At 63.3% G+C, this 12578-nt stretch carries 11 protein-coding genes; 1 reads left to right on the plus strand and 10 read right to left on the minus strand.

Annotated elements, in window-relative coordinates:
• Nucleotides 1-21: 21 nt before the first annotated feature.
• The 10 genes from METH_RS08575 to METH_RS08620 all read right to left on the minus strand — a co-directional run bounded on the left by METH_RS08575 (nucleotide 22) and on the right by METH_RS08620 (nucleotide 11150).
• Nucleotides 22-798 carry an enoyl-CoA hydratase-related protein gene (locus tag METH_RS08575; protein WP_024090048.1) on the minus strand — a complete coding sequence of 259 codons (777 nt, stop codon included), beginning with the start codon at nucleotides 796-798 and terminating at the stop codon, nucleotides 22-24.
• A 105-nt stretch (nucleotides 799-903) separates the two neighbouring features.
• A complete protein-coding gene (locus tag METH_RS08580) occupies nucleotides 904-1383 on the minus strand; it encodes a cytochrome c-type biogenesis protein (RefSeq protein WP_197538828.1) in 480 nt (159 codons plus the stop codon).
• Nucleotides 1380-3344 carry a heme lyase CcmF/NrfE family subunit gene (locus METH_RS08585; RefSeq protein ID WP_024090050.1) on the minus strand — a complete coding sequence of 655 codons (1965 nt, stop codon included), beginning with the start codon at nucleotides 3342-3344 and terminating at the stop codon, nucleotides 1380-1382. Before METH_RS08585 ends, METH_RS08580 begins: the two co-directional genes overlap by 4 nt.
• A 78-nt stretch (nucleotides 3345-3422) precedes the next feature.
• Complete coding sequence (locus METH_RS08590; RefSeq protein WP_024090051.1) at nucleotides 3423-3998, minus strand: holin family protein; 576 nt, start codon at nucleotides 3996-3998, stop codon at nucleotides 3423-3425.
• Nucleotides 3989-4600: a holin-associated N-acetylmuramidase gene (locus tag METH_RS08595; RefSeq protein WP_024090052.1), complete on the minus strand. Its 612-nt coding sequence runs from the start codon at nucleotides 4598-4600 to the stop codon at nucleotides 3989-3991. The genes METH_RS08590 and METH_RS08595 overlap by 10 nt, the downstream gene beginning before the upstream one ends.
• 207 nt (nucleotides 4601-4807) lie before the next feature.
• Nucleotides 4808-5251, minus strand: coding sequence for a cytochrome c maturation protein CcmE (gene ccmE, locus METH_RS08600; protein WP_024090053.1), 444 nt, complete (start codon nucleotides 5249-5251; stop codon nucleotides 4808-4810).
• 43 nt (nucleotides 5252-5294) lie between these two features.
• Nucleotides 5295-6323 carry an N-acetyl-gamma-glutamyl-phosphate reductase gene (gene argC, locus METH_RS08605; protein ID WP_024090054.1) on the minus strand — a complete coding sequence of 343 codons (1029 nt, stop codon included), beginning with the start codon at nucleotides 6321-6323 and terminating at the stop codon, nucleotides 5295-5297.
• 114 nt (nucleotides 6324-6437) lie between these two features.
• Entirely contained in the window at nucleotides 6438-7247 is an 810-nt protein-coding gene (locus METH_RS08610; RefSeq protein WP_024090055.1) for a glutamate racemase, read from the minus strand.
• A gap of 9 nt (nucleotides 7248-7256) precedes the next feature.
• Complete coding sequence (locus METH_RS08615; RefSeq protein WP_024090056.1) at nucleotides 7257-7529, minus strand: lysophospholipid acyltransferase family protein; 273 nt, start codon at nucleotides 7527-7529, stop codon at nucleotides 7257-7259.
• A gap of 201 nt (nucleotides 7530-7730) precedes the next feature.
• Nucleotides 7731-11150, minus strand: a complete 3420-nt coding sequence (locus METH_RS08620; protein ID WP_024090057.1) for an indolepyruvate ferredoxin oxidoreductase family protein — start codon at nucleotides 11148-11150, stop codon at nucleotides 7731-7733.
• Nucleotides 11151-11319: 169 nt separating this feature from the next.
• Here METH_RS08620 and METH_RS08625 point away from each other — a divergent pair, with 169 nt between their 5' ends.
• Entirely contained in the window at nucleotides 11320-12225 is a 906-nt protein-coding gene (locus METH_RS08625) for a LysR family transcriptional regulator (RefSeq protein ID WP_024090058.1), read from the plus strand.
• Nucleotides 12226-12578: the final 353 nt, after the last annotated feature.

The following is a 12578-nucleotide window of genomic DNA, read 5'->3' on the forward strand; positions in this document are numbered from 1 at the left end:
CCGTTAGCCGGCTGCGCGGCTTCAGCGCCCTTCGAATTCCGCGGGGCGCTTTTCCATAAACGCCGTCACGCCCTCCAGAAAATCCCGGGTCTTGCCGCATTGGCCCTGCAGATGCGCCTCTTCGGACAGCTGCTCGGCCAAACTGCGGCCAAAGCTTTCGCGCAGGGCGGATTTGGTGGCGGCAAAGGCTTTGCTGGGGCCGCTGGCCAGAAACGCCGCCCGGGCGCGCCAATGGGCGTCGAACTCCGCATCCGGCACCGCTTCCCAGATCATGCCCCAGTCGCTGGCCTGCCGGGCGCTGACGCGGTCGGCAAACAGCGCTGCCCCCATTGATTTCGCCAGGCCGATCTGGCGCGGCAGGAACCAGGTGCCGCCGGCGTCGGGGATCAGGCCGATCTTGCTGAAGGCCTGCATGAAAAACGCGCTTTCGGTAGCGATCACCACATCGGCGGCCAGCGCCAGATTGGCCCCTGCCCCGGCAGCGGCACCGTTGACCGCCGCCACGACCGGCACCGGGCAGTCATAAATCGCCTGCAGCATCGGCAGGTATTCGTCGCGCAGCGTGCGCTCCAGATCCAGCTTGCCGCTGCTGCCCGCATCGCTCAGGTCCTGGCCCGAGCAAAAGGCATCGCCCGCCCCTGTCAGCACCACGGCCCGCGCTTCACCTGCCGCCATCCGCATCGCATGGGTGATCTCGGACCGCATCCGGCTGTTCAGCGCATTCTTGCGCGCTTCGCGGTTCAGGGTGACAACCGCCAGCCCGTCCTGCTGGGAAAACAGGATTTCCTTATAGTCCATCGAAGTGCCTCGCCTCGCTTGCGTTCAGGGGCCAAAGACGGTTCCGCCTGGCCGTTTGCCGGTATGGTGACGGAAAGCCGGGCTGCCGGAAAGCCGGACCCGGCGTCAATCCTCGAGGATTTTCCGCAGCCGCTCCTGCTCCTCGGCGCTCAGCCCCTGCTCGGCGGCTTTGGGCGCGCGGGCGCGTCCCCGCACATAGAAGACGGCGATCACAAGGGCGGCCAGCAGCATCAGCGGCCCCGCAGCCCACAGCAGCCAATTGGCGCCGCTGGCGGTGGGCCTCAGCAGCACATATTCGCCATAGCGATCCACGATAAAGGCCATGGCGTCGCGGTCGCTGTCACCAGCCGCCAGCCGCTCGCGCAGCAAAAGGCGCAGGTCGCGGGCCAGTTCGGCATTGGATTCGTCAATGCTCTCATTGCGGCAGACGAGGCAGCGCAGGTCCTTGGACAAGTCCCGCGCGCGGGCTTCCAGCATGGGATCGGCCAGAACCTCATCCGGTTCCACTGCTGATACCGGCGCAGGCGCAAGCACAGAGACAGCCAGCAGCGCCGCCAGGGCCAGGATCAGAATTCGCAAATTCATTCTGCGGGCACTCCTGCAGATGGCGATTTGCGCGCACCGGCGGCAACACGGAAGCGCCGGTCGCTGAGGCTCAGCAGCCCGCCAAGCGCCATCAGGATCGAGCCGCCCCAGATCCAGTTGGCCAAAGGCTTGATGTAGGTGCGCATGGTCCAGCTGCCATCGGCCTGCTGGTCGCCCAGCACCACATAAAGGTCGCGTGCGACACGGTAATCAATCGCGGCCTCGGTGGTCGGCATCCGCGCCACGGGATAGTCGCGTTTTTCCGGGAACAACAGCGCCTCGGGCCGCCCGTTGCGCGTGACCTCCACCCGGCCCTTGCTGGAAAAATAGTTCGGTCCCTGCTCGCGGCTGACGTCCTTCAGCACCAGCGTGAAGGCGCCGACATCAAAAGGTTCTCCGATCCGGGCAACACGGATATCCTCCTGCTCCCAGGCAGTCAGGCCCGCGATGGCAAAGATGGTGATGCCCAAACCGCCATGGGCCACGGCCTTGCCCCAATCGGCCCGCGGCAGCCGCAGCATCCGCTGCAGGCGGCCCGATTTGCCGCTGCGCAGCCACAGATCGGCCAGCGCCCCGAACACCATCCAGGAGCCCAGGAACAAGCCAACCGGCCCCAGCGCGGACTTGCCGGTCTGCAGCGCCCAGGCCAGCACACCCAGCGATACCGCCAGCACAAAGACATAGCGCAGCTGCCAGGCTGTGCGCCCGATCCGCCCGCGTTTCCACGGCAGCATGGCGCCAATCGGCATGATCAGCCCCAGCACCACCATGAAGGGGGTGAAGGCCGAATTGAAGAATGGCGGGCCGACGCTTAGCTTGCGGGCAAAGACCATCTCCGCGACAATCGGCCAGACGGTGCCGAAGAAAACCACAAAGCAGCTGACCGCCAGCAGGATATTATTGGCCACCAGCGCGCTTTCGCGGCTGACCACGCCAAACACGCCCTTGGCCTCCATCGCCTGGGCGCGGGCCGCAAACAGCGTCAGCGCGCCGCCGGTGAAAACGGCCAGGATAAACAGAATAAAGACGCCCCGTTCCGGGTCATTGGCAAAGGCATGCACGCTGGTGATGATCCCGGACCGCACGATGAAGGTGCCGATCAGCGAGAAGCCAAAGGCCAGGATCGCCAGCAGGATGGTCCAGCTTTTCAGCGCTTCGCGTTTCTCGACCACGATGGCGGAATGCAGCAGCGCAGCGGCCAGCAGCCAGGGCATGAAGGAGGCGTTTTCAACCGGGTCCCAAAACCAGAACCCGCCCCAGCCCAGCTCGTAATAGGCCCACCAGGAGCCCAGCCCGATACCGATGGTCAGAAAGATCCAGGCTGCCAGCGTCCAGGGCCGCACCCAGCGGCCCCAGGCGGCATCGACGCGGCCTTCGATCAGGGCGGCGACGGCAAAGGAGAATGTCATGCTCAGCCCGACATAGCCAAGGTAAAGGAACGGCGGATGGAAGGCGAGACCCGGGTCCTGCAGCAGCGGGTTCAGATCCTGGCCGTCGAACGGCGGTACAGTCAAACGCAGGAACGGGTTCGACGTGAACAGGATAAAGGCATAAAACGCCACGCCAATCGCCGCCTGCACCGCCAGCACACGGGCCTTCAATGTCGGCGGCAGACCGCCGCCAAAGACCGAGGCCATCGCGCCGAACAGAGCGACAATCAGCACCCACAGCAGCATCGAGCCCTCGTGGTTGCCCCAGGTTCCGGAGATCTTATAGAGCATCGGCTTGGCCGAATGGCTGTTCAGCGTCACCAGCTTCAGCGAGAAATCCGACGTGATGAAGGCCCAGGTCAGCGCCCCGAAGGCAAAGGCGGTGAACAGGAACTGCGCCTGCGCCGCCGGTTCCGCCACGGCCATCCAGCCGGGCCAGCGTTTATGGGCGCCGATCAAGGGGATGACAGCCTGCACGATCGCAATCATGAAGGCGAGGATAAGGGCGAAGTGGCCAAGCTCTGTAATCATGTGTTTTCCTATACGCCTGTCCGCCGGGCGGGCCAATGGCATTCGCCGCGCCATGCCGCCGCAGCGGGTAAATTGTGATCAGCCGCGGCGGGCTTTCCAGGCTTCCAGCGCCGGATTTGCGTCCGCAGCCGTGGCCTGAAGCCGGGCCGCGGCGTCAGTGCCGGTGGCGGCCGCTGCAGGGGAGTCTGCCCGCAGCCTGTCCAGCGCGGCGATGTTCTCGACGGCCTGCGGCACCCGGGCCATGCTGGCGGCCAGCCCGTGCTGAAATTCCTGTGCCTTCACCTGATGCCGCGCTCCGAAATAAAAGGAGACGATGACTCCCAGCAGCCACCACATCGGTTCCGGCACCAGCGCCAGCCCCTGCATCCGGGCGGCAAACCATACCGGGTCGCTCAGCGCTGACACCATCAGCGCCAGCGTTCCCAGTGCCAGCATCGGACGCGGCAGCCGGTTCAGCCCGTCCATGAACCGGTCGAACCAGCCTTTCGCGGGCCGCTGAAATTCGCTGCCGAACTGGCCAAGCGCTGCAATCCGCACCTCATGCGCGCGGACGGCACCGGTTTCGGCGTTTTCGCGAAAGACTTCGGCAGTTTCCCGCAGGACATTGCGCTGGCTGCCGAACACAAATCCCAGAATGTCAGCGATCAGCCCCATGCCGCGATCCTTTCCTGAAAGGCCTGCCGGTTCAGGCGGTAGCCCGGCGAGATGAATTCCTCGGCCCGTTTGATCCAGCCGCCCTTGCCGCCTGCGCGGGTGCGGGCGTATTTGCGGCTGGACGGGCGGCGGTCCGCCAGACGAAAGTAATAATTCCGGCGCGCCACCCCGTAAGCATCGCGCAGCGCGGTTGCGCCAATGGCGGCAGCATCGGCGGCGGCGCCTGCTGTCTGCGGCCCGACCGTGCCGTCCACCGCAACGCTGTAGCCCATCTCGCACAGCAAACGCTGCAGGATGCGCACCGCGTTGCTGCCGGCATTCACATACATGTCAAACACCGTGGCCTGCAGACACTCCGGCAGGGCGGCGATCCGGGGCGCTTCGAAATAATGGCGGATGAAGATTTCAATTGCCTGCGCCCGGCTTAGCGCCCGCACATCGGCCGGATCAACGGTGCCATCGCCGGTCAGATCCAGCCCCAGCCGCCGCAGGGTGCCGATGGTGACCCCGTATTTGGTGGCACCTCCGGGATCCTCCGGATCATTCACAAAGCCGCCTTCACGCGCCACGATCTGCGCAGCGATTTCCAGTACAGTCTGCATCGCACCTCACCCTTTTTCTGCCGGGTCAATCCAGGGCAATCATCGTGCAAATGCGGAAAGATCTCCTGACAGCAGCGTACGCACAATGCGCAACACCGCCTCAGGGGCGCTGCCGCGCCGCGCATCGCGCGGCGCCCGGCCCAACGCAAAACGCCTCCCCGCGGGGAGGCGCCTTTGGGGCGGGAGCGTTTTGGTTCGGTACCGGTATCAGGTTTCAGGCTCCTGATAGACCCCCTGCGCCTTCAACGCATCCATGACTTCCTTGGGCATATAGGTTTCGTCATGTTTTGCCAGAATTTCAGAGGCTTCAAAGACACCGTTCACGTAACGTCCGGTTCCGACCATGCCCTGGTTCTCTTCAAACAGGTCCGGCAGCACACCGGTATAGGCGACCTGCACCGTCGCGCCGCCATCAGTGACGGCAAAGCGCACGGTTTCGCCCTGGCCGCGCAGCAGGCTCCCTTCCTCGACCAGGCCGCCGATACGGAACACTTCGGAGGGGTCCGGCGGCGCCTCGGCCACCTGGCTGGGCGAGCGGAAATAGTTGATCCCGTCGCGCATGGCATAGCCGATCAGGACAGTTGCAACCACCAGCGCCACTGCGGCAACGGCAATGACCTGGATCCGGCGCTGTTTCTTCAGGTTCTTCATGGCGTCCTCGTTTCAGGGCCCTTGATTGCGCGCGCCCCCCGGATCAGGGGAACAGCGGCGCCATCATCAGCCCTTCGGTCTCCGTCTCACCTAACATCAGGTTTGCGTTCTGCAAGGCCTGCCCGCTGCTGCCTTTTGTCAGATTATCCAGCGCGGCGATCACAATCGCCCGGCCCTCGATCCGGTCCTGCGCCACGCCGATATGGCAGAAGTTGGACCCGCGCACATGATGGGTGCTGGGCGCCTCGCCGAACGGCAGCAGTGTGATAAAGGGTTCATCGGCGTAAGCCTTGGCAAAGCTATCATGAATCGCCTTGGCATCGCCCTTCACATAGACGGTCGCCAGAATGCCCCGGTTGGCAGGCAGCAGATGGGGTGTGAACTGCACCTTCACCGGGCGGCCCGCAATTTTGCTGAATTCCTGATCGAATTCGCCGAGATGCCGGTGGGTGCCGCCGATGGCATAGGCATTGCAGCCTTCGCTCAGCTCCGCATGCAACAGATTTTCCTTGAGCGACCGGCCCGCGCCCGACACAGCGCATTGCAGGTCCAGAATGATATCGTCCAGATCAATGACGCCGCCTTCGATCAGCGGGCGCAGGGCAAACTGGCCGGTGGCCGCGTTGCAGCCGGTGCCGGCCACCAGACGGGCCGATTTGATCTCATCCCGGTAGAACTCGGTGAGGCCGTAGACGGCTTCCGCCTGCTGCTCCAGCGCCGCATGCGGATTGCCGTACCATTTCTCATATTCCGCCGGATCGCGCAGCCGGAAGTCCGCTGACAGATCGACGATCTTCAGGGTCTTGGGCAGCGCTGCAATGACTTCCTGGCTGGTCTTGTGCGGCAGGGCGCAGAAACACAGGTCGATGTCAGAGAAATCGATCTCGCCGATCTTGCACAGCGCCGGCAGCTCCATATGGCGCAGATGCGGAAAGACCTGAGCCATGGTCATGCCGGCCTTGCGGTCGGCCGAGAGCGCCGCGATGTCGATGTTCGGGTGCTGGTCAATCAGCCGCACCAGTTCAGCGCCGGTGTAGCCGGAAGCGCCAAGGATAGCCACTTTATGGGTCATGTCAGACCTCGTCTTTCAATATGATATGCCGGATCCGCAGCCATCTGCGGAGAGGGATAGGGGGAAATGCGCCCGCGCACTATGACCTGGAACAAGGTTCCGGGGCGATTGCGGTCAGGCCGACTGAAAGGTGATTTCCCGTCGGAGAAACTGGGTTGCGCGGTCGCTGACGCGGGCCGGGTCTCCGGTGGTGAAATAGCCGCCCGTGCCGGCACCGTACATGTCCGGGTGGCGCTGCAGGTAATCGGCCAGGCTGTCGGCCACCAGATTGCCCTGGCTGTACACCTTGACCTCCTGCCCCAGCGCGGCCTGGAAGGTCTCTTCCATCAGCGGATAATGGGTGCACCCGAGGATCGCCGCCTCGGGGTGGGGCATCTTGCGTTTCAGCGCATCCACATGGCTGCGCACCAGCGCTTCGGACAGGATCATGTCGCCGTCCTCGATCGCGTCGACCACGCCGCCGCAGCTTTGCGCCTCGACATCGACGCCGATGGCGCGGAAGGCCAGCTCCCGCTGAAAGGCGCGGCTGGCGACAGTGGCAGGCGTGGCAAACAGCGCCACATGCTGAACCGCAACCTCGCGCGGCGGCGAGTTGTCGCCCCACTGCCGCTCAGTCATGGCCTCGATCAAGGGCACAAAGACACCCAGCACCCGCTTGCCTTTGGGCAGGCCGCCCTCCTGCATCCGGCGCAAGGCGGCGGCCGAGGCGGTGTTGCAGGCCAGAATCACCAGATCGCAGCCCTTGTCCCACATGTCCTGAACGGCGGCCTGCGTCAGCTGAAAGACATCCTCGGCGTCGCGCACACCATAAGGCGCGCGGGCATTGTCGCCGTAATACAGAAAATCCACATCCGGCAGGCGCTTTTGCGCCGCGTCAAGGACGGTCAGCCCGCCCAGGCCTGAATCAAAGATGCCAACAGCCATAAAGCTCTCTCACACGCAGTGTTTTTTCTCGCACTCAAACCCTAATGCATCGGGCTCGAGCGGTACTGCAGACAGCTCATACGTGGCTTTGCGCAGGAAATCCATCATTGCTTTCGTGTGTTTGCACAGAGGGTCCGATGTTCCGCGGCAGACCGGATCTCCAATCACCGTTCCGCCCGGCGCAACAATGCGTTTCCTGAACTCCCTGATCAGCAGTTCCATCCGGAGTGCGGCGTGCAGATGGCGGGCGATCAGGGGCAGCGGCTTGTTCCGGGAGATCATCACAGCAGGGTGTCGGTTTTCGCGGCAATGGCCGGGGCTCTGCCCCGGACCCGGGAGTGTTTTAAACCAGAAAGAAGCCCCAATCCGCGCGGGACAGACCGGAACGCAACAGCGCCGCGCTGATGCGCGGCGCCGGGACCAACGGAGCCGGGCCATTCCGGGAATGGATCGAAACCGGCGGGAGCCCCGCCGGCCCCTCTGTTACTCGGCGGCCTCTTTCATCGGCACGCCGCCCTGGCGCAACGCTGCCAGCAGCTCCTCGCGGCGTTTTGCGGCCTTCTGCTCATTCGCCATCTTTACCGGGCCGAAACCGCGGATCGAAAGCGGCAGTTCAGCCAATGCCGTCAGCGGCTCCATGATCGCGGGCGCGGCTTTGGGCAGCCATTCCTTCATGTCAGCCTCAAACTGCTTGATCAGCGCGCGCTCCATCTTGCGCTCGGCGGTATAGCCGAAGATGTCGAGCGGCGTGCCGCGCAAGCGTTTCAGCTTGGCCAGCAGGCGGAACCCGCGCTCCATGCCGGCGCCGAACTTGCGCTTTTTCGGGCGGCCGTTCGGATCGGTGCCGCTCAGCATCGGCGGCGCCAGGTGGTAAGAGAGTTTCAGATCGCCCTCAAACTCTGCTTCCGCCTTGGCGCGGCTGTCCAGCAGCAGGCGGGCAACCTCGTATTCGTCCTTGTAGGACAACAGCTTGTGGTAGCCTTTTGCCACCGCTTCCTTGAGCGCCGGATCACTGATGCCCTCCACCAGGCTGGTATAACGCCTGGCCAGGCCGTTGCCCTGATAGGCCACCAGCTGATCCGCGCGGAACGCGATTTTTTCTTCCAAAGACTTGGGCTTATCCACCGTTTCCGGCTGCATCAGCCGGGCGGCCTCTTCCGGATGCAGCACCGCCCAGCGGCCGATGTCAAAGGCACGTTTGTTCCGGTCTACCGCGGCGCCGTTCATTTCGATCGCCTGTTCGATGGCCGCGTGGCTGACCGGCACCAGGCCGCGCTGCCAGGCGCCCCCGAACACCATCATGTTGGAGAAGATCGAGTCGCCCATGGTGGCGCGCGCCAGCTCCGAGGCATCGAACAGATCCACCCGGTCGCGCAGCCGCGCCTGCAGCGCCACCTGCAGCCGGTCTGTGGGAATCGCAAACTCGGTGTCGCGGGTGAAATCGCCGGTGATGATCTCGTGGCTGTTCACCACCGCGCCGGTGCGGCCGGTGGAGGTCAGACCCAGGGTCTTGGCGCCGGCGCTGACCACCAGGTCACCGCCGATCAGCGCATGCGCCTCGCCGGTGGCAACGCGGATCGCCGAAATATCCTCGGGTTTCTGTGCAATCCGGCAGTGGATATGCACCGCACCGCCCTTTTGGGCGAGGCCTGCCATTTCCATCAGCCCGGCGCCCAGCCCGTCGATCTGCGCCGCCTGTGCCAGCACCGCACCGATGGTCACAACACCGGTGCCGCCGACACCGGTGATCACCACGTTATGGGTGCCGTCAATGGCGGGCAGCTGCGGCTTGGGCAGATGCGGCAGGTCGATATCCGCCGTCGCCTCCTTGCGGATCCTGGCGCCTTCCACCGTCACGAAGGACGGGCAGAAACCGTTCACGCAGGAGAAATCCTTGTTGCAGGAGGACTGGTCGATCGCCCGTTTGCGGCCCAGTTCGGTATCCTTGGGAACGATGGACACACAGTTCGACTGCACCCCGCAATCACCGCAGCCCTCGCAGACATCGGTGTTGATGAACACCCGCTGGTCCGGATCGGGGAATTGGCCCTTCTTGCGGCGGCGGCGTTTCTCGGCAGCGCAGGTCTGGATGTAGATGATGGCAGAGACGCCCTCGACCTGTTCGAACTCGCGCTGGATCTTCATCATCTCGGCGCGTTCGTGCATCCGCATGCCCGCCGGGAACAGCGCGGCGTTCACATCCTCTTTTTCGTCATAGACCACGGCGATGGTCTTGACGCCCATCGCGGTCAGCTCATGCGCGATCTGCTGCGCGGTCAGGCCGCCCTCGGCAGCTTGCCCGCCGGTCATCGCAACCGCATCATTATAAAGGATCTTGTAAGTGATGTTGGTGCCTTCGGCGAGCGCGGCACGGATCGCCTGCACGCCGGAGTGGTTATAGGTGCCGTCGCCAAGGTTCTGGAACACATGCTTGCGCTTGGAGAACGGCGCCTCGCCGACCCAGTTGACGCCCTCGCCGCCCATATGGGTAAAGCCGGTTGTCTCGCGGTCCATCCACTGCACCATGAAGTGGCAGCCGATGCCGGCATAGGCGCGCGAGCCCTCCGGCAGTTTGGTGGAGGAATTGTGCGGGCAGCCCGAGCAGAAGTAGGGCAGACGGGTGGCGATTTCCTCGGCATTGTCGGCGCGGCGCGCTTCGGACAGACCTTCCAGGCCTGCGCGGATAGCCTCAGTCTCGCGGCCTTCCTCGATCAGGATGCCGCCCAGTTTTTCGGCAATCATGATCGGGTCAAGCGCATAGCGTGTCGGGAACAGCTCCTCGCGGTGCAGGCTGCCGGCGCCGCCCTTGTACCAGCCATAGACCCGGCGGCCCCGGCGGTCGTCAAAGATCGCTTCCTTGATCTGGATCTCGATCAGTTTGCGTTTTTCCTCGACCACGACAATCAGGTCCAGGTCTTCGGCCCAGTCGTGAAAGCCCTTCATGTCCATCGGCCAGGTCTGGCCCACCTTATAGGTGGTCAGCCCGAGGCGTTCGGCCATGGTCTCGTCGATGTTCAGCAGTTTCAGCGCGTGCACCAGGTCGAGCCAGTTCTTGCCGGCGGCAACAAACCCGATCTTGGCACCGGGCTTGCCCCACATGCGCTTGTCCATCTTGTTGGCGTGGGAAAACGCCTCAGCCGCAAAGCGCTTGTAGTCGATGATGCGGTCTTCCTGGCGGAAACGGTCGTCGTCCAGGCGGATGTTCAACCCGTCTGCCGGCATGTCGAATTCCGGGGTCACCAGCTGCATCCGCTCCGGGCGGGCATCGACAACCGAGGTCACCTCGATGGTGTCCTTCATGGTCTTGAGACCGGTCCACAGGCCAGAGAACCGGCTGAGCGCGTAGCCGTAAATGCCGTAATCCAGGATTTCCTGCACGCCGGCCGGGCTGACGATGGGCAGGTAGCAGTCCAGCAGCGACCATTCCGACTGGTGCAGCACGGTGGAGCTTTCGCCGGTGTGGTCGTCGCCCATGGCCAGCAGAACGCCGCCGTGCTTGGACGAGCCGGCCATATTGGCATGGCGGATCGCATCGCCCGAGCGGTCCACGCCCGGCCCTTTGCCGTACCACAGGCCGAACACGCCGTCGTATTTGCCTTCGCCGCGGACCTCGGCCTGCTGCGCGCCCCACAGGGCGGTTACCGCCAGGTCCTCGTTCAGACCGTACTGAAAGGTGACATCCGCCGCCTTCAGATGTTTCTCGGCCTTGCTCATTTGCAGGTCGACTGCCCCCAGGGGCGAACCGCGGTAGCCGGTGACAAGTCCGGCGGTATTCAGACCTGCCGCCTGATCGCGGTGCTTTTGCATCAGCATCAGCCGCACCAGAGCCTGGGTGCCGTTCAGCAGCACCGGCGATTTCGTCAGGTCGTACTTGTCATTGAGTGAGATTTTCGGCGTGCTCATCATGGCCTCCTCAACCGGGATTAGCTTGCACTTTATGACCCGAAGAATAGGTCATAATTGCTGACCTGAATAGCCGCTTTTTTTTCGTTTTTGCTCGCTTGCGTCACGGAAACTGATACATAACTAAGATTTCATACGGTCGGCCCCAAACGCACAGAAAGTAACGCATATGGATTGGGATAAGCTTAGAATATTTCACGCGGTGGCCGATGCGGGCAGCCTCACCCATGCCGGTGACAGGCTGAATCTGTCGCAATCAGCGGTCAGCCGCCAGATCCGGGCGCTGGAGGAGACCTTGAATACGACGCTGTTCCACCGTCATGCGCGCGGACTGATTCTCACCGAACAGGGAGAGCTGCTGTTTGACGCCACCCAATCCATGTCCACACGGCTTGAAGCCGCCTCTGCCCGCATCCGTGACAGCGAAGAGGAAGTGTTCGGCGAACTGCGGGTCACCACCACTGTCGGGTTCGGCACCCTGTGGCTGGCGCCGCGGCTGACCAAACTGTATGAGCAATACCCCAATCTGAAAATCGACCTGATGCTGGAGGAACGGGTTCTGGACCTGCCCATGCGCGAGGCTGATGTGGCCATCCGCATGAAGGAACCCAGCCAGGCCGATCTGGTGCGCAAGCGGCTGATGACCGTGCGGATGGGGCTGTATGCCTCGCCGGCCTATCTGAAAAAGCGCGGCCCCCTGGAAGCCGCTGAAGACATCTCCCAGCACCGGCTGATCTGCCAGAACCAGCGCTCTGCCCAAGTAAGCTCCGCTGCCGTGCTGGGCAAAAAGCTGATGGCGCTAAACCCGGGGTCGCTGCTGACCGTCAACAACTATTTCGGCGTGTTGCAAAGCGTTCTGTACAATCTGGGTGTCGGCATTCTGCCGGACTATGTGACCGAGGAATTCCCGCAGCTGATCGAATTGCTGCCGGAAGAGGATCAGCACAGCGTTCCAGTCTACCTCGCCTATCCCGAAGAACTGCGCCATTCGCAGCGTGTCGGCGCGTTCCGCGACTTCGTGCAATCCGAAATCATGGCGCATCGGAAACATATGAAAGAGCTGGGCAAACTCTGACCCGCGCCAGCGCATCAGCGGGACGGATTTTCACCGCATGGCAGGGGTTTGACCCGTTTTGGATAGTGCGAACCGGTGCAGCAGCCAAAGCCATGCAATTTCCGCATAGCAGCTTTGATCTTTGTTTGGCGTCAATCCCCTTGAAGGGGCAGGCTTGGGGCCCTAAATGAAGGTCATGGAGGCGGCGGCTTCGCCCCCCTTCATACCTCCCTGTTGGACTTCGGCCGAGCTTAGTGCTCGGCCTTTTTTTTGGCCATAACCCATTGGCCCCGAAGGGTTATTAAGCATCAGTCAATCCGGATCCCTGGCTCTTGTGCTTTGCTGCTTGCGGCTCTCTCCCGGCTGGTCCGCCC

It is taken from the genome of Leisingera methylohalidivorans DSM 14336 (assembly GCF_000511355.1).
Lineage (GTDB): Bacteria > Pseudomonadota > Alphaproteobacteria > Rhodobacterales > Rhodobacteraceae > Leisingera > Leisingera methylohalidivorans.

Excerpts from the sequence above, each read along its gene's own strand:
- METH_RS08585 (WP_024090050.1), bottom strand. The coding sequence starts at position 3,344 with ATGATTACAGAGCTTGGCCACTTCGCCCTTATCCTCGCCTTCATGATT.
- METH_RS08580 (WP_197538828.1), bottom strand. The coding sequence starts at position 1,383 with ATGAATTTGCGAATTCTGATCCTGGCCCTGGCGGCGCTGCTGGCTGTC.
- METH_RS08610 (WP_024090055.1), bottom strand. The coding sequence starts at position 7,247 with ATGGCTGTTGGCATCTTTGATTCAGGCCTGGGCGGGCTGACCGTCCTT.
- argC (WP_024090054.1), bottom strand. The coding sequence starts at position 6,323 with ATGACCCATAAAGTGGCTATCCTTGGCGCTTCCGGCTACACCGGCGCT.
- METH_RS08625 (WP_024090058.1), top strand. The coding sequence starts at position 11,320 with ATGGATTGGGATAAGCTTAGAATATTTCACGCGGTGGCCGATGCGGGC.
- METH_RS08615 (WP_024090056.1), bottom strand. The coding sequence starts at position 7,529 with ATGATCTCCCGGAACAAGCCGCTGCCCCTGATCGCCCGCCATCTGCAC.
- METH_RS08575 (WP_024090048.1), bottom strand. The coding sequence starts at position 798 with ATGGACTATAAGGAAATCCTGTTTTCCCAGCAGGACGGGCTGGCGGTT.
- METH_RS08620 (WP_024090057.1), bottom strand. The coding sequence starts at position 11,150 with ATGAGCACGCCGAAAATCTCACTCAATGACAAGTACGACCTGACGAAA.
- METH_RS08595 (WP_024090052.1), bottom strand. The coding sequence starts at position 4,600 with ATGCAGACTGTACTGGAAATCGCTGCGCAGATCGTGGCGCGTGAAGGC.
- METH_RS08590 (WP_024090051.1), bottom strand. The coding sequence starts at position 3,998 with ATGGGGCTGATCGCTGACATTCTGGGATTTGTGTTCGGCAGCCAGCGC.
- ccmE (WP_024090053.1), bottom strand. The coding sequence starts at position 5,251 with ATGAAGAACCTGAAGAAACAGCGCCGGATCCAGGTCATTGCCGTTGCC.